General features: G+C 72.7%; 18 protein-coding genes. 10 read left to right on the top strand and 8 right to left on the bottom strand.

Annotation, left to right across the window (positions count from 1 at the left end; translation table 11 throughout):
• Window positions 1-51 precede the first annotated feature (51 nt).
• Window positions 52-408: a hypothetical protein gene (locus ACFWM7_RS13305; RefSeq protein ID WP_383259446.1), complete on the bottom strand. Its 357-nt coding sequence runs from the start codon at window positions 406-408 to the stop codon at window positions 52-54.
• A gap of 241 nt (window positions 409-649) precedes the next feature.
• On the opposite strand from ACFWM7_RS13305, the gene ACFWM7_RS13300 reads away from it, so the two are divergent.
• The 4 genes from ACFWM7_RS13300 (at window position 650) to ACFWM7_RS13285 (ending at window position 6,294) form a co-directional block, all read left to right on the top strand.
• Window positions 650-889: a hypothetical protein gene (locus ACFWM7_RS13300; RefSeq protein WP_383259444.1), complete on the top strand. Its 240-nt coding sequence runs from the start codon at window positions 650-652 to the stop codon at window positions 887-889.
• A gap of 176 nt (window positions 890-1,065) precedes the next feature.
• Complete coding sequence (locus ACFWM7_RS13295; RefSeq protein WP_383259441.1) at window positions 1,066-4,143, top strand: DEAD/DEAH box helicase; 3,078 nt, start codon at window positions 1,066-1,068, stop codon at window positions 4,141-4,143.
• Entirely contained in the window at window positions 4,140-5,519 is a 1,380-nt protein-coding gene (locus ACFWM7_RS13290) for an SWIM zinc finger family protein (protein WP_383259438.1), read from the top strand. Before ACFWM7_RS13295 ends, ACFWM7_RS13290 begins: the two co-directional genes overlap by 4 nt.
• 43 nt (window positions 5,520-5,562) lie before the next feature.
• A complete protein-coding gene (locus tag ACFWM7_RS13285; protein WP_383259435.1) occupies window positions 5,563-6,294 on the top strand; it encodes a hypothetical protein in 732 nt (243 codons plus the stop codon).
• A gap of 376 nt (window positions 6,295-6,670) precedes the next feature.
• Here ACFWM7_RS13285 and ACFWM7_RS13280 read toward each other — a convergent pair whose 3' ends face one another.
• Together ACFWM7_RS13280 and ACFWM7_RS13275 are read right to left on the bottom strand one after the other, a co-directional pair.
• The gene (locus ACFWM7_RS13280) at window positions 6,671-7,318 is read right to left on the bottom strand and encodes a peptidase (protein WP_383259433.1); all 648 of its coding nucleotides are present in this window, start codon (window positions 7,316-7,318) and stop codon (window positions 6,671-6,673) included.
• Window positions 7,315-8,526: a pyridoxal phosphate-dependent aminotransferase gene (locus ACFWM7_RS13275; protein WP_383259430.1), complete on the bottom strand. Its 1,212-nt coding sequence runs from the start codon at window positions 8,524-8,526 to the stop codon at window positions 7,315-7,317. Before ACFWM7_RS13275 ends, ACFWM7_RS13280 begins: the two co-directional genes overlap by 4 nt.
• A gap of 85 nt (window positions 8,527-8,611) precedes the next feature.
• Between ACFWM7_RS13275 and ACFWM7_RS13270 the strand changes: the two genes are divergently transcribed.
• Together ACFWM7_RS13270 and ACFWM7_RS13265 are read left to right on the top strand one after the other, a co-directional pair.
• The gene (locus ACFWM7_RS13270; protein WP_383259428.1) at window positions 8,612-9,340 is read left to right on the top strand and encodes a winged helix-turn-helix transcriptional regulator; all 729 of its coding nucleotides are present in this window, start codon (window positions 8,612-8,614) and stop codon (window positions 9,338-9,340) included.
• 144 nt (window positions 9,341-9,484) lie between these two features.
• A complete protein-coding gene (locus tag ACFWM7_RS13265; RefSeq protein ID WP_383259425.1) occupies window positions 9,485-10,132 on the top strand; it encodes a uridine kinase in 648 nt (215 codons plus the stop codon).
• Window positions 10,133-10,223: 91 nt separating this feature from the next.
• Here ACFWM7_RS13265 and ACFWM7_RS13260 read toward each other — a convergent pair whose 3' ends face one another.
• Both ACFWM7_RS13260 and ACFWM7_RS13255 read right to left on the bottom strand, forming a co-directional pair.
• On the bottom strand, window positions 10,224-11,120 hold the full coding sequence (locus ACFWM7_RS13260) for a carbohydrate kinase family protein (RefSeq protein WP_383259476.1): 897 nt from the start codon (window positions 11,118-11,120) through the stop codon (window positions 10,224-10,226).
• A gap of 92 nt (window positions 11,121-11,212) precedes the next feature.
• Window positions 11,213-12,148, bottom strand: coding sequence for a pseudouridine-5'-phosphate glycosidase (locus ACFWM7_RS13255; RefSeq protein ID WP_383259422.1), 936 nt, complete (start codon window positions 12,146-12,148; stop codon window positions 11,213-11,215).
• Window positions 12,149-12,253: 105 nt separating this feature from the next.
• Here ACFWM7_RS13255 and ACFWM7_RS13250 point away from each other — a divergent pair, with 105 nt between their 5' ends.
• The gene (locus tag ACFWM7_RS13250) at window positions 12,254-12,616 is read left to right on the top strand and encodes a cupin domain-containing protein (RefSeq protein ID WP_359744823.1); all 363 of its coding nucleotides are present in this window, start codon (window positions 12,254-12,256) and stop codon (window positions 12,614-12,616) included.
• A gap of 105 nt (window positions 12,617-12,721) precedes the next feature.
• On the opposite strand, the gene ACFWM7_RS13245 is transcribed toward ACFWM7_RS13250, so the two are convergent.
• The 3 genes from ACFWM7_RS13245 to ACFWM7_RS13235 all read right to left on the bottom strand — a co-directional run bounded on the left by ACFWM7_RS13245 (window position 12,722) and on the right by ACFWM7_RS13235 (window position 15,693).
• Window positions 12,722-13,924 carry an MFS transporter gene (locus ACFWM7_RS13245; RefSeq protein ID WP_383259473.1) on the bottom strand — a complete coding sequence of 401 codons (1,203 nt, stop codon included), beginning with the start codon at window positions 13,922-13,924 and terminating at the stop codon, window positions 12,722-12,724.
• Window positions 13,925-14,116: 192 nt separating this feature from the next.
• Window positions 14,117-14,674, bottom strand: a complete 558-nt coding sequence (locus ACFWM7_RS13240; protein WP_383259419.1) for a methylated-DNA--[protein]-cysteine S-methyltransferase — start codon at window positions 14,672-14,674, stop codon at window positions 14,117-14,119.
• 131 nt (window positions 14,675-14,805) lie between these two features.
• The gene (locus tag ACFWM7_RS13235) at window positions 14,806-15,693 is read right to left on the bottom strand and encodes a glycerophosphodiester phosphodiesterase family protein (RefSeq protein ID WP_383259416.1); all 888 of its coding nucleotides are present in this window, start codon (window positions 15,691-15,693) and stop codon (window positions 14,806-14,808) included.
• A 231-nt stretch (window positions 15,694-15,924) separates the two neighbouring features.
• On the opposite strand from ACFWM7_RS13235, the gene ACFWM7_RS13230 reads away from it, so the two are divergent.
• The 3 genes from ACFWM7_RS13230 (at window position 15,925) to ACFWM7_RS13220 (ending at window position 19,716) form a co-directional block, all read left to right on the top strand.
• Complete coding sequence (locus tag ACFWM7_RS13230; RefSeq protein ID WP_383259414.1) at window positions 15,925-16,755, top strand: MHYT domain-containing protein; 831 nt, start codon at window positions 15,925-15,927, stop codon at window positions 16,753-16,755.
• Between the two features lie 39 nt (window positions 16,756-16,794).
• Window positions 16,795-18,924 carry an excinuclease ABC subunit UvrB gene (uvrB, locus tag ACFWM7_RS13225; RefSeq protein WP_383259412.1) on the top strand — a complete coding sequence of 710 codons (2,130 nt, stop codon included), beginning with the start codon at window positions 16,795-16,797 and terminating at the stop codon, window positions 18,922-18,924.
• A gap of 213 nt (window positions 18,925-19,137) precedes the next feature.
• Window positions 19,138-19,716, top strand: a complete 579-nt coding sequence (locus ACFWM7_RS13220; protein ID WP_026290465.1) for a TerD family protein — start codon at window positions 19,138-19,140, stop codon at window positions 19,714-19,716.
• Window positions 19,717-19,764: the final 48 nt, after the last annotated feature.

Below are 19,764 nucleotides of genomic sequence, written 5' to 3'. Positions count from 1 at the left end.
GCGCGTCGGCGTCCGTGTGCCGGTGTCCACGCGTCCCGGAGGGTCCGCGCGTCAGTGGACGAAGCTGTAGCTGCGCCACGGGCCGCTGCCCGGTGCCGTCACATCGCTGAACCGGGTCGGCACGTACGTCGTCCCGCCGCCCGTGCAGTCCCGCGTGCGGTACAGGATCACGTCGACCAGCGTCCCGTTCTCCACCTCGTGGGCCCCCGCCGGGGCGATCCGGTGGCAGCCGCGTACCGACGGGCTGTTCACCTGGATCACCGCTTCGCGCTCCGTCGTGTACGTCACCGGGCCCACCGCGGTGCGCCCGAGCCCGGAGCAGCCCGTGGCGGCGAGGGCGACGAACGTGACTCCGGCGGCGATGGCCAGGCGGCGTCGGCGGCGGGGAACGGTAGCGGTCACGGACATGGGCGGGTCCTCGTCTGCTCGTCCGGTGCTCGTCCGGCGAAATCGGTACGTCGAAAAGACGTGCTGGCGCTGGTCACCCTGCCCGGCCGGGGCGGCACCGGCATCCCGTGCGCGGCCGACCGGGCGAGCGGTGCGGTTCGCCCGGCGTTCCATACGGCCAAATGGGGCATAAAGCCGTAAAGGGCGCTATGTGGTCTGTGGTTCCGTATGGGTCCGCCGCCTTTCCTCCCAGGGGGCCGTCATGGTTCAGGAACTGGTGATCGCCTTGGTGGCGGCGCAGCTCTCGACCCCCGAAGAACCCACCTTTGAGGACTCGCCCGCCGAAGAGCCGACCGGTCCCACTGCGCAGGACGCCCCACCCGCACCGACCGCTCCACCCGCACCCGTCGCCGCTCCCGCACCCGTCGCCGCTCCCGCACCGGCCGTCGCACCCGCTCCCGCCGCACGGTCCTCCTCGAAGCAACCGTTCGCCCATCACTGAGCGTGGCGGGCCCATGCGCGGAGCAGCACGTGTGCCCGACCGGCCACCCTGCTGCTGAGCTGGGGTGATGCGGTGGGCGTCCGCGGTGTCAGACCTCCCGCCTAGACTCGCGGAGTCAGCACAATCCGTGCCGACGGAGACCGGAATCCGTGGATCGGGTGGGAGGAGGAGTGAGCATGACGGCATGGACCCGTGAGGGCGAGGCGCGGGACACCGGCGGCGCGCCCCGGACCGCCGACGTCGGCCGCCTGCTGCGCTGCGCCGCGGTCTTCCTGCCCGGCCCGGTGCCCAGGGACGGCCGCGTCGCCTTCTGGGATCCCCACGCGGACACCGACGTAGGCACCGACGCAGAGGCAGAGGCAGCCGCAGACGCCGGCACCGGCACCGGCCCGGTGTACGACGACGGTGCGCGGGAGCGGCGCGGGACATCCTTCGCGTACGCGGACGCCACCGCGCGCCCCGAATCCGTCCCGTACACCTCCGCCCGGCTCACGGTCGTCCGGCCGGACCCGGCCGCTGGCCCCGGGGGCGTCCGCACCACCGAGGCGCCCGCCGCTCTGCTCTCCGTGGCGGACGCGCTGCCCCTGCTCGTGCGGGCACGGCAGCAGGCGTCCGCCCACCCCGCCACGCGCTGCTGGGGTGCGGCCGCGCTGCACGCCCTGCGGCTCGTCGCCCGCGGCCGGCTCCTGCCCGGGCTCACGGCGGAGGGCCACGACGCCTGGCGGGCCGGTCCGCGGGACGCCGAGGACATCGCGCATCTGCGGGCGGTCGCCGCCGCCCTGCCGCCCGAGGGGCACGCGGTGCCGGTCCCCGGCTCCGATCCGCCCCGGCTGCCCGACCCCGAGTCCCTGACCGGGGCGTTCCTGGACGCCGTCGCCGACACGCTGCCGCGCACGCCCGCCGCCGCGTTCGCCATGGGCGCGCCGTTCGCCGCCCGCGAGGCCCAGCATCTGCCCCACGCCGCCGCCTGGGCCGTGGAGGTCGCCTCGGGCCTCGACGCCGGTGTGCGGGTCTCGCTGCGCCTGGACCTCTCCGCGTACGAGCTGTTCGACACCGCCGACACCTACGCGGTCACCGCCGCCCGCGAGGAGGCGGAGGCCGCCGACGGATCCGCGCGGCCCGAGCACGCGGACGACCCGGCGGTCCGCCATGCCGCCGCGGCGATCGTGCAGGTCCACAGCCTCGCCGACCCGACCTACGTGGTGGACGCGGCGACCCTGTGGAACGCCGGGGCGGGCGAGCCGTTCGGGCCGCGCTCCCAGGTCGACGCGGTGCTGGCGCTGCGCCGCGCCGCCCGTGTCTGGGCCCCGCTGGAACGACTCCTGGGGCAGCCGGTCCCCGATGTGCTCGCGATCACCGAGGACGAGCTGTACGAGCTGCTGAGCGACGCCGGATCCCGGCTGGCCGCCGCCGGGGTCGCGGTGCACTGGCCGCGCGAGCTGGCCCGTTCGCTCACCGCTGCCGCCGTCGTGCGGCCCGCGCCCGGATCGGCCACCGACGGCACGTCCTTCTTCGACGCCGAGCACCTCTTCACCTTCGACTGGCAGCTGTCCCTGGGCGACGAGCGGCTGACCGAGGCCGAGATGGATCTCCTGGCCGAGGCCCACCGTCCGGTGGTCCGGCTGCGCGACCAGTGGGTGGTCGTCGACCCCGCCCTCGTACGCAAGGCGCGGAAAAGGGAGTTGGGGCTCCTGGATCCGGTGGACGCGCTGGCCGTCGCCCTCACCGGCAGCGCGGAGGTGGACGGCGAGCGGGTGGACGCCGTCCCGGCCGGGGCGCTGGCCGCGCTCCGGACCCGCATCCTCGCCGACGACACGGTGATCGCGCCGCCGCCCGGCCTGGACGCGACCCTGCGCGACTACCAACTGCGCGGCCTGGCCTGGCTGGACCGGATGACCTCGCTCGGGCTCGGCGGCTGCCTCGCTGACGACATGGGCCTCGGCAAGACGATCACCCTCATCGCCCTCCATCTGCACCGCGCGCACCCCTCGCCCACCCTCGTGGTCTGCCCCGCCTCCCTCCTCGGCAACTGGCACCGCGAGATCGACCGGTTCGCCCCCGGCGTCCCCGTGCGCCGCTTCCACGGCACGGACCGCACCCTGAGCGATCCGGACGGCGGCTTCGTCCTCACCACCTACGGCACGATGCGCTCCAGCGCCGCCCAACTCGCCGAGCAGAGCTGGGGCCTGGTCGTCGCCGACGAGGCGCAGCACGTCAAGAATCCGCACTCCTCCACCGCCAAGGCGCTGCGCACCATCCCCGCCCCGGCCAGGGTCGCCCTTACCGGCACGCCCGTCGAGAACAACCTCTCCGAGCTGTGGGCGCTGCTCGACTGGACGACCCCAGGACTGCTCGGCCCGCTCAAGGCGTTCCGGTCCCGCCACGCCCGGATCGTGGAGAACACGGACACCGCCGCCGGCCTCGGCAACGAGGAAGCGGTCGAGCGGCTGTCCCGGCTGGTCCGCCCCTTCCTCCTGCGGCGCAAGAAGTCCGACCCCGGTATCGCCCCCGAGCTGCCGCCCAAGACGGAGACCGACCACCCCGTCTCCCTCACCCGTGAGCAGGCCACGCTCTACGAGGCGGCCGTCCGTGAGACGATGGCGCAGATCGAGGCGGCCGAGGGCATCGCCCGCCGGGGTCTGATCATGAAGCTGCTGACCTCGCTCAAGCAGATCTGCAACCACCCCGCGCAGTATCTGAAGGAGGAGCCCACCCGGCTCACGGGCCGCTCCGGCAAGCTCGCCCTCCTCGACGAACTGCTCGACACGATCCTGTCCGAGGACGGCTCGGTCCTGATCTTCACCCAGTACGTGTCGATGGCCAGGCTCCTCTCCGCGCACCTCGCCTCCCGCGCGATCCCCTCCCAACTCCTGCACGGGGGCACGCCGGTGCCCGAGCGGGAGCGGATGGTGGACCGCTTCCAGTCCGCCGAGGTCCCCGTCTTCCTGCTCTCCCTCAAGGCGGCCGGCACCGGCCTGAACCTCACCCGCGCCGCCCATGTCGTGCACTTCGACCGTTGGTGGAACCCGGCCGTGGAGGAGCAGGCCACCGACCGGGCGTACCGCATCGGCCAGACTCAGCCCGTCCAGGTCCACCGGATCATCGCCGAAGGCACGGTGGAGGACCGGATCGCCGAGCTGCTGGAGTCCAAGCGGGCCCTGGCGGACGCGGTGCTCGGCAGCGGCGAGAGCGCCCTGACCGAGCTGAGCGACCGGGACCTCGCCGACCTCGTATCGCTGCGGAGGCCCGCATGAGTCCCCGGATGAGCCCGCGCCCGGTCCCGCGCCCGACCACCGGACCGGCCGCCCGCAGATCCGCCCCGCGCGCCCGGATCGGCCCGGACGATCTGCGGCGCACCTTCGAGGCGGTGCCCGCCCGCACCTCCGCCGAGGGCGAGCCCTTCGCCGACAGCTGGTGGGGCCGGGCCTGGGTGGACGCGCTGGAGTCCCTGTCGATGGACGAGGCCCGCCTCGCCCGCGGCCGGGCGTACGCCGACGACGGCCAGGTCGCCGCGATCACCGTCACCCCGGGCCGCGTCGTCGCCTATGTGCACGGAAGCCGGGCCCGCCCCTACCGCGCCGAGCTGCGCCTGCGCACCTTCGCCGACCCGGGCTGGGAGGCACTGCTCGACGCGGTCGCCGCCAGGCCCGGCCACCTGTCCGCGCTGCTCGCCAAGGAGATGCCGCACTCCCTGGCCCGTACGGCCGAGGAGGCCGGGGTCCGGCTGCTGCCCGCCGCCGACGACCTCGACCCCAGCTGCACCTGCCCCGACCACGGGCGGCCCTGCAAGCATGTCGCCGCCCTCTGCTTCCAGACGGCGCTGCTGCTCGACAGCGATCCGTTCGTCCTGCTGCTGATGCGCGGCCGCGGCGAACGCGAGCTGCTGGACGCGCTCGCCCGGCGCAACGCCGAACACTCCGCCCGCGAGCGCCCCGCCGCCCCGGCCGCCCCCTCCGTCGCGGCGCAGGACGCCTTCGCCGCGCGCTTCCTGCCCCCGCTCCCCGCGCCCCTCCCCGTACCGCCGCACCCCGGCCAGCCACCGTCGTACCCGGACCTGCCCGGCGCCCGCGACCCACTGGGCCTGGACCACCTCGCCACCGACGCGGCCGCCCGCGCCCACGCCCTGCTGACCACCGGCCGCGACCCGCTGGCCGGGCTCACCGCGTGGCAGGACGCCGTCCGCCTCGCCGCCGCGCGCCCAACCGCCGGGCTCACCGCCACCACCCGCGCGCTCTACCGGGAGCTGGCCTACGCCACCGGCCGCACCACCACCGACCTGGCCCGCGCCGTCGCCGCCTGGCGCCAGGGCGAGGCCGAGGGCCTGGCGGTCCTGGAAACGCCCTGGGATCCACCGGCCGGCCCTTTCGACCGGGCCCGGCCCGCGCTCGCCGCCGCCGGCTTTCCGCGCTTCACGCCCTGGCGCAACCACCTCACCCACCCGGCCGGTTCGCTCCAGCTCCGCTTCGGCCAGGACATGCGCTGGTACGGCTACGAATCCGACCCCGGCGCCGACGACTGGTGGCCGCGCGCGTCCCCGGACCCCGACCCGGTGTCCGCCCTCGGAGCTCTGCTGGCAGGTGACTCCATCCCGGACTCCACCGGGGACGACGACCCCCACTACGTACGGTAAAAGCCTTGGCCACCAGGGCGTTGGCCCTGTTAGCGTCCTCGACGTGGCGAAACTCAATCAGATCATCGCAGTGGAGAAGGGCGTCAAGTCCAAGGCGCACCAGGACCTGACGGCGGCCCACCACGGCCTCCAGAAGGCCGCGTTGCTGGCCGGGATCTCCCGTACCTACCAGCCGAAGGACGAGGAGGGCGAACAGCTTCCGCCCGAGTCGACGCTGGTCCAGGTCAAGGCCGAGGACGTGCTGCGGGACACCGCTACCACGCTGACCCGCCTCTTCGATGTGACCGCCACGAAGGACTGGGCGAACTGCTCGGCCCGGGCCGATGTGAAGGTCGAAGGACGGGTGCTGGTGAGCGAGGTGCCGGTGTCGTATCTGCTCTTCCTGGAGAAGCAGCTGACCGACCTCAACACCTTCGTCCGCAAGCTGCCCGTGCTGGACGCGGCCGAGTCCTGGGTGCAGGACCCGTCGACCGACTCCTGGAAGACCGAGCCGGTCCGGACGCTCCGCACGAAGAAGGTGCCCCGCAACCACGTGAAGGCGGAGGCCACCGAGAAGCACCCGGCGCAGGTCGAGGTGTACTACGAGGACATCCCGGTCGGGTACTGGACGACCGTCAAGTTCTCCGGGGCACTGCCCGCGCGGCGCGTCAACGAACTGCTGGACCGGATCGAGAAGCTCCAGCAGGCCGTGAAGTTCGCCCGCGAGGAGGCCAACGGCGCTGAGGTCACCGACCAGCGGGTGGGTGATGCGGTATTCGGTTACCTCTTCGGGTGACCGACCATGGATTCCCCGGCCGCCGTCTCAGGCGGCCTGGGTGCGCGAGGAGCGCAAGCTGAAACTGAAGCTTGTCGTGAAGGCGCGGTTCCAGTGGAGGTTCAAATCCTCCCTCCGGCACGGGCCGGAGTAGCCCAAGTCGGCAGAGGCAGACCGCCGTCAATCTCAGACTCTTGCTCCAGACTCAGCATTCGCCGCCGATCGCCGGATCGAACGGGCCCGGGCCCGCGCGCGTCGAGATGCCGGTTCAAGTCCGGCCCGCAGAGCTCCGATCTGCGGTGGTCCAAAGGCAGGACGCGACGACATCATGACTGACCCGGACCCTTAAACGTGCCGGCGTGCGAGATGGGTGGCACTCACAGGGCCCGGAGGCCGGCTACGCCTCCGGGCCCGCTCCCGTTCCCGAGGCCTCTGCCGCCCCCAACGACACGCCCCGGCCCGCGAAGAACCGCTCGAACTCCGTCAGCGGCAGCACGGCCGCCCGCGTCCCCGCGTCCGTCCCCGACGGGTTGTGGAAGTGGACCCCGGACCCGTCCGCCGTCCGTGCGGTCACCAGCACCAGATGCCCGCCCCGCCCCGGAGCCGACCGCTCCGGATGCCGGATCCCGTAGTGGACGGAGGCCAGCACGGTCCGGCCCGCGTCCAGCAGCCCGGGGATCTCCCGTACGTCCAGGTGCCGGTGGACCGTGGCCTCGCGCCCGTACACCTCACGCACGTACTCCGCGAAGGGCGCGTAGACCAGGCCCCGGATCATCCCGTCCACGTCCTCCGTGTACGCCCCGTACTTCAACGCCCCGTCCCGCAGCGCGAACAGCGACGGCGCGTCGGCGCCGAGCGCCATCCGCAGGCAGGTCATACCGCACAGATGACCTGCCCAGCGCGCGTACTCGGCGGGTGAGCCCGCCCCCGACCCCGCCCAGCCCGGATCCTCGGCCGGATCGAGCCCGCCCTCCACGATCGCCCCCACCAGCTCCGGCGTGGCGAACTGGGTGTGGACGGGGACGGAGCAGAGGGCACAGGTCACTGGCGATATCCGTTCAGGAAGCGGCCGATGCGGCTGATCGCCGCGTCGAGATCATCAGCGTACGGAAGGGTCAGGATGCGGAAGTGGTCCGGACGAGGCCAGCTGAAGCCGGTGCCCTGCACCACCTGGATCTTCTCCCGCAGCAGCAGGTCCAGCACGAACTTCTCGTCGTCCGCAATCGGATGGACCTTCGGATCGATGCGCGGGAAGGCGTACAGCGCGCCCTTCGGCTTCACGCACGAGACGCCGGGGATCTCGTTCAGCCGCTCCCAGGCCCGGTCGCGCTGCTCGTGCAGCCTGCCGCCCGGGGCGACCAGCTCCTTGATGGACTGCCTGCCCCCGAGCGCGGCCTGAATGGCGTACTGCGCGGGCGCGTTGGGGCACAGTCGCATGGAGGCCAGCATGGTCAGGCCCTCCAGGTAGTTGCGGGCGTGCTGGCGGGGACCGGACACCACCATCCAGCCGGAACGGAACCCGGCCACCCGGTACGTCTTCGACAGGCCGCTGAAGGTGAGGCAGACCAGGTCCGGGGCGAGGACGGCCGCACTGTGGTGCTCGGCCCCGTCGTAAAGGATCTGGTCGTAGATCTCGTCGGCGAAGACCATCAGGTTGTGCCGGCGGGCCAGATCCAGAATGCCTTCCAGGATCTCGCGCGGATACACCGCGCCCGTGGGGTTGTTCGGGTTGATGATCACGACGGCCTTGGTCCGGTCGGTGATCTTCGACGCCATGTCGGCGAGGTCCGGGTTCCAGTCGGACTCCTCGTCGCAGACGTAGTGCACGGCCTTGCCGCCCGCGAGCGTGGTCACCGCCGTCCACAGCGGGAAGTCCGGGGCCGGGATGAGCACTTCGTCGCCGTCCTCCAGCAGCGCCTGCACGGCCATCGAGATCAGCTCGGAGACCCCGTTGCCGAGGAACACGTCGTCCACGCCGACCTCGGTCAGCCCCATGGCCTGGTAGCGCTGGACGACCGCCCGCCGGGCCGAGAGGATGCCGCGCGAATCGGTGTAGCCGTGGGCCTGCGGCAGCATCCGGATCATGTCCTGGACGATTTCCTCGGGGGCCTCGAAGCCGAAGAGCGCGGGGTTGCCCGTGTTGAGCCGAAGCACGCTGTGGCCCGCTTCCTCCAGGGCGTTGGCGTGCTCGATGACCGGGCCTCGGATCTCGTAGCAGACCTCGTTGAGCTTGCTGGACTGCCGGAACTCCATGCGCTGCCTCCCGAGCCGAATTGCGATACTTGGTTTTACCAAGCTTGAGCTTGGAAAGTCCAACAACATGTCTAGACTGCGTCGCATGCCACGTCAGCAGCAGCCAGCAGCACGTCCAGCGGCACGTCCCGTCCGCCGCCGGAGCTACGACCAGTTCGACGCCACCGCCCGCGCCCTCGACTCCGTGGGCGACCGGTGGACGCTGCTGATCGTCCGTGAACTGCTGGGCGGGCCGCGCCGGTACACGGACCTGCACGCCGACCTGCCCGGCGTCAGCACGGACGTGCTGGCCTCCCGCCTCAAGGACATGGAGCAGTCCGGGCTGGCGCTGCGCCGCAAGCTGCCGCCCCCGTCGGCCGCGTCCGTCTACGAGCTGACCGAGCACGGCCACGGCCTGCTGCCGGTGCTCACCGCCCTCGCCGCGTGGGGTGCGCCCGCGCTCGCCGAGCGCGGCCCGACCGACGCGGTGCGGGCCCACTGGTTCGCCTTGCCGCTGCTCGGGGCCCTCCCCGGACTCACCCAGGAGGGCGTCCTCGAAGTCCGGCTCGACGAGGGCGCGTTCCACCTCCATGTCGGTGTCCATGCCGGTCTCCACGTCGGTGGGGGAGCGGAGGCGGTGCTGCCGGGTGCCGAGGCGTACGGAGCGGTGTACGGCTACGGCCCCGCCGACCGCCCCGACGCCCGGATCGTCCTGGACGCGGAGGTCTGCCTGGAGCTGGCGCAGGGCGGGACGACGCTCGCGGAGGCGGTGAAGGACGGCCGCGTCGAGGTCTTCGGCGAAGGCCCGCTCGCCGCCGAACTGCGGGGCGCTTGAACCTTCCGTACGGAAGCGCCCTCAACCTTCCGTACGGAAGCGTCCTCAACCTCCCGTACGGAAGCGTCCTCAACCTCCCGTACGGAAGCGTCCTCGACCTCCCGTACGGAAGCGTCCTCCCACCGGGGCGGCGATGATGGAGCCGTGCGACTCGAAGCGATCACCTGGGAACGGCTGGCCCGCGAACTGGCCCGGTACGGCGACGGGCTGTCCGCCGACGACGGCGGGCCCTGGCTCGCCCTCGGCATCGACGGCGCACTGGCCGCCCGCACCGGGGAGGCGGCCGAGCGCCTCGCCGAGGAGCTGCGGCTGCTCGGCCGCTCGGTCCTCGTGGTCTCCACCGAGGGGTTCCTCCGCCCGGCGAGCCTGCGCTTCGAGTACGGCAAGCAGGACCCGGACGCGTACGTCGACGGCTGGTTCGACACCGGGGCGCTGTGGCGCGAGGTGTTCGGGCCGCTGGAGGCGGGCGGCTCGGGCCGGGTGCTGCCCGATCTGTGGGATCCCGCGACGGACCGGGCCACCCGCACCCCGTACCACGCGCTGGCCGAGGGCGGGGTCGTCGTCGTGCACGGCCCGTTCCTGCTGGGGCACTGGTTCCCGTTCGCGCTCAGCGTCCATCTGCGGCTGTCGCCGGGGGCGTTGCGGCGGCGGACGGCGGAGCCGGAACGCTGGACCCTGCCCGCCTTCGCCCGGTACGAGGACGAGGTGTCGCCCTCGGAGCGGGCGGACGTGGTGGTCCGGGCGGACGATCCCGCGCACCCGGCGTGGTCGGGGCTGCCGGGGAGCGGGTGAACCGCGCGGCCCTGGCGGGCAGCGGCCTCGTCGTATGCGCGGTGCGGTCTCGACGGTGGTCCTCGCCGTACGCGGGGTGCGGCGCCCGTTCTCAGCGGGCCGGTGGCCGGCCGCCCACCGTGGCCACGGCCGCAGCCCCCGCCCGGCAGCCCTCGGCCGCCGCGGTCACCTCGTCCGCCCCGGCCAGCAGGGCCGCCAGGAACCCGCCGGTGAACGCGTCGCCCGCCCCCGTCGAGTCGACCGGCTCCGGCACCGGCGGGGCGGGGACGTGGCCGACGACCTCGCCCCCGGCCGCCACCACGGCGCCCCGCGCCCCCAGGGTGACGGCGACACGCGGGAACCACCGGCTCAACTCGGCCGCCGCGGGACCGGGTTCGGGCAGCCCGGTAAGCAGCCGGGCCTCGTCCGCGTTCGGCAGGAGCAGCTCCGCCCCCTCCGTAAACTCCAGGAACCGCTTCGGCCCCAGCTCCCCGAGAAACCCGGCCGACGCCGGGTCCACGCTCACCGGAATCCCGCGCTCCACGGCGGTGCGCAGGGCGAGCAGGGCGGCGGCCCGGCTCGTGGCGGCGAACAGCAGATAGCCGGAGAGATGCAGTCGCCCGACTCCGTCGAGCATCGTGGGCGCGAAGTCCTCGACGGCGAGCCGCAGCACCGCCCCGCCGTCGGTCAGGAACGTACGCTCCGCCGCCGCGTCGACCAGCGCGATGACCGTCGCCGTCGGCACCTCGTCGTCCACGGCGAGGAACGCCCGTACCCCCGCCGCCTCCAGCGCCTCCCGGTGCCAGCCGGCGGACTCCGTCCCCGCCCGGGCCAGCAGCCGGACGTCCGGACAGCCCGAACGCACGGCCCAGCAGGCGACGTTGGCCCCCGCGCCACCCGGCAGGGTACGGATCCGGGCCGCCGTGTCCGTGCCGTGCGCGAGCGCCGAACCGTGCCGCGCCACGACGTCCGTGACCACGTCCCCCACCACCAGCAGCCCACCGCCCACCGCCGGACGGCTCACCGGCTGCCCGTCGCCGCGACCGTTCGCCGGGCGTCCGTAGTCCTGACCGTTCGCCGGGTGTCGGTAGCCCTGACCGCTCACCGGGCGTCCGCCGCCGCGACGGCGATCCGCGCCGCGAGCGCCACGTTCCCGCGTACGGCCGCGAGGTTCGCCTCCAGCGACGCGCCCCCGGTCCGCCGCATCAGCTGGTCCAGCAGGAACGGCGTGACGCCCTGCCCCGAGATGCCCCGCTCCCGGCACGCGTCCAGCGCCTCCGCCAGCACCCGGTCGTGCAGCACCGGATCCAACTGGTCTTTTTCCGTTACGGGGTTGGCGACGATCAGCGCGGCCGCCGGGCCGCCGAGCGCCTCCTTCGCCCGGATCACCTCCACCACCTCCTCGGGGCTGTGCACCGTCCAGTCGACGGGCTCGCCGGAGCTGCTCAGGTAGAAGCCGGGGAAGTGCCCGGTGCCGTAGCCGACGATGCCGACGCCGAGGGTCTCCAGCCGCTGGAGGGTCGCCGGGACGTCGAGGATCGACTTCACCCCCGCGCAGACCACGGTGATCCCGGTGCGCGCGAGCAACCGAAGATCGGCCGACTCGTCCTGGTCATCGGCCCATTCCCGGTGTACGCCGCCGAGCCCGCCGGTCGCGAAGACGCCGACGCCCGCCCGCGCCGCCAGGAACGCCGTCGCGGACACCGTCGTCGCCCCGCTCGCCCCGGAGGCGAGTGCCGGGGCGAGATCGCGGTGCCCCAGCTTGCGTACCGCGGGGTCGTCGGCGACCCGCTCCAACTGGTCCTCGCCGAGGCCCACATGGGCCCGACCGTCCAGGACGGCGACGGTGGCCGGGACCGCCCCGGCCGACCGGACGAGCCCCTCCAGCTCCCGGGCCACGGACAGGTTGCGGGGGCGCGGCAGACCGTGCGCGATGATCGTCGACTCCAGCGCCACGACGGGCAGACCGGCGCTCAGAGCCGCGCGCACCTCCGCCGAGAGCACCGGCTCGTAGGGTCCTGGTGAGTTCTGAGGCATGCCCCCATCCCTGTCGCGGGCGGGAGGGCCGCAAACCACGGACGGTCGTCCCGCGGCGGGTCCTGGTCACCGGGTGGCCGGAAGCGGTCGCTAAGGTGACCGGCCATGACGACATATGACCAGGTCCCCGCCTCCTTCGCCGTACACATCCCGGACGCCGAGCTCGTACCGGAGCCCCTCGATCCGGCGCAGATCGTGTCCGGAGACCCCGTGGTGACGGGCAAGGTGCTGTGGGAGTCGCCCGACGGCAAGCAGATCCGGGGCATCTGGCAGATCACGCCCGGCGTGGTCACCGATACCGAGGCGAACGAGCTGTTCGTGGTCGTCAGCGGCCGGGCGACGGTCGCGGTCGAGGGCGGGGCGACGCTGGAGATCGGCCCGGGGGACGCCTGCGTCCTGCGCGAGGGTGACCGGACGACCTGGACCGTTCACGAGACGCTGCGCAAGGCGTACCACATCAGCCTCTGACGTCCGTGATCGCAGCGGTGACCGCGTCGGTGGCCGGGCGGCTGTGGTCCGGGTGGCCGGGTGGCTGTCGTCCGAGGTTCGGGCGGCCGCGGTTCGTGCGGCGCGTCAGCCGCCGACCGCTCCCGGCCGTCGCAGGCTCCGGCGCGGGGCGAGCGCGGCGACCGGCAGCAGCAGCGCGGCGCCGATCGCGTTGAGGGGGCCGTACCCCCACTGGGCGACGATCACCCCGGCCGCCGCCCCGCCGAGGCCCGCCGCCGCGTTCATGGTCAGGTCCGACAACCCCTGCACCGCGGCCTGGGCGGACTGCGGCACCGCGTCGGTGAGCAGCGCCGAACCGGCGATCATCCCCGCCGACCAGCCGAGGCCCAGGACGAACAGGCCCGCGGCGGTCTGCCCGTGCCGGGGCCCGGCGGTGCCCGCGAGCAGCGCGGCGAGGCTCAGCAGCCCTACGGCCAGTCCGATCACCGACAGCCGCCCGAACCGGTCGGCCAGCCACCCCATCGCCGGCGAGAACGCGTACATGCCCGCGATGTGCCCGCTGATGACGAGCCCGATCAGCTGGAGATCGGCGCCGTGCCGGCTCAGGTCGACCGGGGTCATGACCATGATCGACACCATGGCGGTGTGCGACACGGTGACCGTCACCAGGGCCAGCCGCGCCATCGGAGACTCCCGTACGGCCTCGATCCCGGCGCGCAGGGAGCGCTTCGGCGGCCCCGCCGGGCCCTCCGGGGCCAGGGCGCGGGCGGTGAGGAGCGGATCCGGGCGCAGCGCGAGCGCCACGACGAGTCCGGCGAGCAGGAACACGGCGGCCGAACACAGAAAGGGCCCGGCCGCCTCGGGCACCGGCGTACCGCGGAACAGCCGGCTCGCCGGGGCCGAGATGTTGGGGCCCAGGACCGAGCCGATCGTGGTGGCCCAGACGACGGTGGAGATCGCCCGCCCCCGCCGCCCCGGCCCCACCAGGTCGGCGGCCGCGAACCGCGCCTGGAGCCCGGCCAGCGACCCCGCGCCGAACCCGGCCATGCCGAGCAGCAGCAGCGGGAAGCTCGGCAGCATCGTGGCGAGGACGATCAGGCCGCCGCCCAGCGCACCGATCAGATAGGCGAGCACCAGACCGGACCGGCGGCCCCGGGCGGTCATCAGGGCGGCCAGCGGCAGCGACAGCAGTGCCGCGCCGAGGACGGACGCGGTCGGCGCCAGCCCGGACAGCGCCTCCGATCCGCTCACCTCGGAGGCCAGCATCGGGGCCAGGGCGATGCCGATGGCGACGCCGAGGCCGCCGAGTATCTGGCTGACGACGAGCACGGCCGACGTCCGGCGCTGGAGAGCGGGCAGGCCGACGGCCGGGACCTGGGGGAGGGAGAGGGGTCGGGTCACCGGCGCAGTGTGCCACCGCCCGGCCGCCACCGTGCACTCGGACGGGTGAAACCAGGCCCCACGGCGACCGACAACTGCGGCAGGACCGCCCGGGCGACGACGGCAGTTCGACGGCAGACCCTAGAACAGCGGCTGCGGCAGCACTCCCTCCAGTGCCAGCAGGCGCCGCTTGGTCTCCAGGCCGCCGCCGAATCCGCCCAGACCCCCGTCGCTCTCCACCACCCGGTGGCACGGCACCACCACCGGCAGCGGGTTGGCCCCCATGGCCGCGCCCACCGCCTGCGCGCCCTCCGGCCGGCCGACCCGGGCGGCCAGCTCCCCGTACCCGACGACCGTCCCGGAGGGCACCCCGGACGCCAGCTCGCGGAGCACCTCGCGGTGGAAGCCGGAGGTCAGCGACCAGTCAAGATCGAGGGTGAAATCCTGCCGCTCGCCCGCGAAGTACGCCGCGAGCTCACGTATGGGCTCGGCGAGCCGTGCCGAACCGGGCGCCTCCACCGGCTCCGCGCCGAACCGGGTCCGCAACCGTTCGAGGGCCGTGTCCCGCACGGCGGGGCGGGCGTGGAAGGACACACTCACCAGACCGGCCCCGGTCGCCGCGAGCAGCAGCGGGCCGATGCCGCTGTCCACCACGGCCCACTCGACGGCCGGCCCGTCGCCGACCCCGTAACTGTCCATGCCGACCACCGTACGACCCGCCACTGACAGCGACCGGCCCGTCGGCGAAAGGGGCGGCAGGCAGGCCGTCGACGTAGAGGCCGGAAGGCGGGTCCGTCGGCGGAAAACCGGCGGGCCCGCCCCCTGCCGCCTCAGCTCGTCGCGTCGCGCACGACATCGGGGAAGTTGGTGATGATGCCGTCGACCCCGTAGTCACGGGCCTTCACCGCGTCCGCCGCCTTGTTGACCGTCCACGTGTTCACCCGCAGACGCTTGCCGTGCGGGCCCTTGAGCCGCTGGACGGCCGCCACGTAGTCGGCGCCGATCGTCGCGTACGAGGGGTTGATCTGATCGGTGAACGCCGCGTACGAGGGCAGGTCGGCCACCGCCGGGGTGCCCAGGAAGCCGGTCGTGATGTCGGGGCGCAGGGTGTGCACCTTCTTCACGCTGTCGGCGCCGAAGCTCTGGATGACCAGCCGGTCCCGTACGTGGGAGCGGTCCAGCCACCCCGACCGGCCGAGCGTCCGGATGATGTCCCGCTCGATGCCCGGGTAGGTCGCCGGGCTCTTGATCTCCAGGAGCAGCTTCTGCCGGTTGCGCTCCAGGCGGTTCAGGAACTGGGTGAGCGTCGGGATCCGGGCCCCGGTGAACTGGCTGCCGAACCAGCTGCCCGCGTCGAGCTTCGCCAGCTCCGCCGAGGTGAAGTCCTTGACCGCCCAGGGAGCCCGGTCGGGGAAGACCTCCTCGACGTCCGTGGTGCGCTTCAGATCGGTGTCGTGCAGCACGACGAGCACCCCGTCGCGGCTGCGGTGGACGTCGTTCTCGACCCAGTCGATGCCGAGCGCGTCCGCGGCGTCGACGGCGGCGAGGGTGTTCTCCGGCGCGTAGCCCGACGCCCCCCGGTGGGCCACGACGACCGGGTTCGCCCGCTGCGCGGAGACCCGATCCGGAGCCTCGGGCCGGTCGGCGGGCAGCAGCAGGGCGCCGGCGCCGAGCAGGGCGGCGGCCGTGGTGGAGGCGGTTGCGGTACGGACGAACACGGGGACTCCTCACGTCGGGAGTGTGCGGACACGCAGAGAGTGACAGCGGCCCGCCAACGCCCGGCGGGGCGGCGATGGCCACGACATGAACGGAACCTTCGGTCCCGGGGACCACCGCCGGGGCACGGCACCCGGCGGTGCCGATAAAATGCGTCTTCTTTTGTCTGTCTGCCGGGACTCGCCCCTTCGGGACTCTCCTCGACCCCGGGCATTCTCGAAGGGCGTACGCGCATGCATGGAACAGTCGACGGATTCACCTACGGCCTGGTGACTCCGGTCGCGGCGTTCCTCATGGCCGCCCTGGGAGCCGCTCTCGGGCTCCGCTGCACCACCCGGTCCCTGCACGCCGCACGCTCCTACCGGGCCGGCTGGCTGGCCCTGGGCTCGTTGTCCATCGGCTCCGGGGTGTGGACCATGCACTTCGTCGCGATGACAGGCTTCACCGTCCAGCAGACGCCGATCTCCTACGACAGGCCCCTCACCTTCGCGGGCCTGGCCGTGGCCGTCGTGATGGTCGGCATCGGCATCTTCATTGTCGGGTACCGGGGCGCGACCCGCATGGCGTTGATCACGGGCGGCACCATCACCGGCCTCGGCATCGCCTCGATGCACTATTTCGGCATGGCCGGCATGCGCATGGACGCGCGGTTCGCGTACGACACGCCCCTCGTCGTCCTCTCGGTGCTGATCGCCGGGGCCGCCGCCACGGGCGCGCTGTGGGCGGCCGTCACGCTCCGGGGAGTCCTCTCCGGCCTCGGTGCGAGCATCCTGATGGCCATCGCGGTGACCGGGATGCACTACACCGGCATGGCCGCGCTCGACGTGCACCTGCACCTGCCGCCCACCTTGCCGTCCGACCTGTCCGCCGTCCTGCCCGGCGACCGGCCCGCCGAGATGATCGGCCCGATGCTGGTGGGCCCCGGCTGCTTCCTGCTCCTGGCCGCCGTGGTGCTCCTGTTCGACCCCAGGGCGGTGACCGGCGAGCCCGGCCAGGTCCCGCGCGCCGGTCGGCCCCTGCGGAGCACCGCCCGCGAGGGCGCGGGAAGGGCCCGGTACCGCTGAACCGAGGCCGTTGTCAGTGGGGGGCCGTACGGTGGTTGCATGCGGCCCGTTTCCAAGATCGAACGTTCGGTGCGGCCTTTCGAGGTCGTCAGTCCCTACCAGCCCAGCGGCGACCAGCCGACGGCCATCGCCGAGCTGGAGCGGCGTATCCGCGCCGACGAGAAGGACGTCGTCCTGCTCGGCGCGACCGGCACCGGCAAGTCGGCGACCACCGCCTGGATGATCGAGAAGCTGCAGCGCCCCACCCTGGTGATGGCGCCCAACAAGACGCTCGCCGCCCAGCTGGCCAACGAGTTCCGTGAGCTCCTCCCGAACAACGCGGTGGAGTATTTCGTCTCGTACTACGACTACTACCAGCCCGAGGCGTACGTCCCGCAGTCGGACACCTACATCGAGAAGGACTCCTCCATCAACGAGGAGGTCGAGCGACTGCGCCACTCCGCGACGAATTCGCTGCTCACCCGGCGTGACGTCGTCGTGGTCGCCTCCGTCTCCTGCATCTACGGCCTCGGCACGCCCCAGGAGTACGTGGACCGCATGGTCCAGCTCAAGGTCGGCGAGGAGATCGACCGCGACCAGCTGCTGCGCCGCTTCGTCGAGATGCAGTACAGCCGCAACGACCTGGCCTTCACCCGCGGCACCTTCCGGGTCCGGGGCGACACCATCGAGATCTTCCCGGTCTACGAGGAGCTCGCCGTCCGCATCGAGATGTTCGGCGACGAGATCGAGGCGCTGTCCACGCTCCACCCGCTGACCGGCGAGATCATCAGCGAGGACCCCACGGTCCACGTCTTCCCCGCCAGCCACTACGTCGCCGGCCCCGAGCGCATGGAGAAGGCCGTCAGCGGCATCGAGCAGGAGCTGGAACAGCGCCTGGCCGAGCTGGAGAAGCAGGGCAAGATGCTGGAGGCCCAGCGCCTGCGCATGCGCACCACGTACGACATCGAGATGCTCCGCCAGATCGGCACCTGCTCCGGCGTCGAGAACTACTCGATGCACTTCGACGACCGCGCCCCCGGCACCGCCCCCAACACCCTCCTCGACTACTTCCCGGACGACTTCCTCCTCGTCCTGGACGAGTCCCACGTCACGGTCCCGCAGATCGGCGCGATGTACGAGGGCGACGCCTCCCGCAAGCGGACCCTCGTCGACCACGGCTTCCGGCTGCCGTCCGCCATGGACAACCGGCCGCTGAAGTGGGAGGAGTTCCTGAAGCGGATCGACCAGACGGTGTATCTCTCCGCCACTCCGGGGAAGTACGAGCTCTCGCGCGGCGACGGGTTCGTCGAGCAGATCATCCGCCCCACCGGTCTCGTCGACCCCGAGGTCGTGGTCAAGCCCACCGAGGGCCAGATCGACGACCTGGTCCACGAGATCCGCAAGCGCACCGAGCGCGACGAGAGGGTCCTGGTCACCACGCTCACCAAGAAGATGTCGGAGGACCTCACCGACTACTTCCTGGAGCTCGGCATCCAGGTCCGCTATCTGCACAGCGACGTCGACACCCTGCGCCGCATCGAGCTGCTGCGCGAGCTGCGCTCCGGCGAGTACGACGTGCTCGTCGGCATCAACCTCCTGCGCGAGGGCCTCGACCTCCCCGAGGTGTCCCTCGTGGCCATCCTCGACGCCGACAAGCAGGGCTTCCTGCGCTCCGGCACCTCGCTCATCCAGACCATCGGCCGCGCCGCCCGTAACGTCTCCGGCCAGGTCCACATGTACGCCGACAAGATCACCCCGGCCATGGCCCAGGCGATCGACGAGACGAACCGCCGCCGCGAGAAGCAGATCGCCTACAACACCGAGCGGGGCATCGACCCGCAGCCGTTGCGCAAGAAGATCAACGACATCGTCGCGACCATCGCCCGCGAGGAGATCGACACCGAGCAGCTCCTCGGCACCGGCTACCGCCAGGGCAAGGAGACCAAGGCCCCGGTCCCGGCGCTCGGCGGCAAGGCGGCCAAGGGCGGGGCGAAGGGCAAGGCCGCCAAGTCCGGCGCGGTGGTCAGCGACCGGCCCGCCACCGAACTGGCCGGGATCATCGAGGAGATGACCGAGCGGATGCGGGCCGCCGCCGCGGATCTGCAGTTCGAGGTGGCCGCCCGGCTGCGCGACGAGGTCGGCGAACTGAAGAAGGAACTGCGGCAGATGAAGGAAGCGGGCATGGCCTGATCCCGACGCCCGTCGCCGGTGCGACCGCTGGTGCCGGGCCGGTCCCGTCACCGGCGACCGGCACCTTTCCACCGCACCGGGCGGGCCGCGCCGGGTGTGTTGCAAGACCGACACAGAAACGGACCGAACCTGCTGCCGCCCGGGGTGGAATGCGTAGGGTGCGGGGAAACCGCACACGGATGGTTGCGGGGCAATGCCGAGAGGGGACAGCGCGTGACGGTCAATATGACCAAGGGTCAGGCCATCAGCCTGCAGAAGAGCGACGGGGGAACCCTGACCGCGGTACGGATGGGGCTCGGCTGGCAGGCGGCCCCGCGCCGTGGCCTGTTCGGTTCGCGCACCCGCGAGGTCGACCTGGACGCCTCGGCGGTGCTCTTCGCCGACAAGCAGCCGGTAGACGTCGTGTTCTTCCGCCACCTCGTCAGCGATGACGGCTCGGTCAAGCACACCGGCGACAACCTGGTCGGCGGCGCGGGCTCCGGCGGCGACGACGAGGCGATCCTCGTCGACCTCCAGCGTGTGCCGGTCCACATCGACCAGATCGTCTTCACGGTGAACTCCTTCACCGGGCAGACGTTCCAGGAGGTCCGACACGCCTTCTGCCGCATCGTCGACGAGACCAACGGCCAGGAGCTCGCCCGGTACACGCTCGACGGCGGCGGCCAGTACACCGCCCAGATCATGGCGAAGGTGCACCGCGCGGGCAGCGGATGGCAGATGACGGCCCTCGGGAACCCGGCCAACGGCCGCACCTTCCAGGACCTGATGCCGTCGATCCTCCCGCACCTGTAGGACCCGGACCGGCAGTCCGGCAGGGCCGGCGCCGAAACGGTCAGGGGC

This window comes from Streptomyces sp. NPDC058375, assembly GCF_042723425.1.
Lineage (GTDB): Bacteria > Actinomycetota > Actinomycetes > Streptomycetales > Streptomycetaceae > Streptomyces > Streptomyces durocortorensis.
Note: the sequence above shows the minus strand (reverse complement) of the source record. Positions and strands in the feature narration are given on the sequence as shown.

Excerpts from the sequence above, each read along its gene's own strand:
- ACFWM7_RS13270 (WP_383259428.1), top strand. The coding sequence starts at position 8,612 with ATGCCACGTCAGCAGCAGCCAGCAGCACGTCCAGCGGCACGTCCCGTC.
- ACFWM7_RS13250 (WP_359744823.1), top strand. The coding sequence starts at position 12,254 with ATGACGACATATGACCAGGTCCCCGCCTCCTTCGCCGTACACATCCCG.
- ACFWM7_RS13230 (WP_383259414.1), top strand. The coding sequence starts at position 15,925 with ATGCATGGAACAGTCGACGGATTCACCTACGGCCTGGTGACTCCGGTC.
- ACFWM7_RS13290 (WP_383259438.1), top strand. The coding sequence starts at position 4,140 with ATGAGTCCCCGGATGAGCCCGCGCCCGGTCCCGCGCCCGACCACCGGA.
- ACFWM7_RS13295 (WP_383259441.1), top strand. The coding sequence starts at position 1,066 with ATGACGGCATGGACCCGTGAGGGCGAGGCGCGGGACACCGGCGGCGCG.
- ACFWM7_RS13300 (WP_383259444.1), top strand. The coding sequence starts at position 650 with ATGGTTCAGGAACTGGTGATCGCCTTGGTGGCGGCGCAGCTCTCGACC.
- ACFWM7_RS13255 (WP_383259422.1), bottom strand. The coding sequence starts at position 12,148 with ATGCCTCAGAACTCACCAGGACCCTACGAGCCGGTGCTCTCGGCGGAG.
- uvrB (WP_383259412.1), top strand. The coding sequence starts at position 16,795 with ATGCGGCCCGTTTCCAAGATCGAACGTTCGGTGCGGCCTTTCGAGGTC.
- ACFWM7_RS13275 (WP_383259430.1), bottom strand. The coding sequence starts at position 8,526 with ATGGAGTTCCGGCAGTCCAGCAAGCTCAACGAGGTCTGCTACGAGATC.
- ACFWM7_RS13305 (WP_383259446.1), bottom strand. The coding sequence starts at position 408 with ATGTCCGTGACCGCTACCGTTCCCCGCCGCCGACGCCGCCTGGCCATC.
- ACFWM7_RS13240 (WP_383259419.1), bottom strand. The coding sequence starts at position 14,674 with ATGGACAGTTACGGGGTCGGCGACGGGCCGGCCGTCGAGTGGGCCGTG.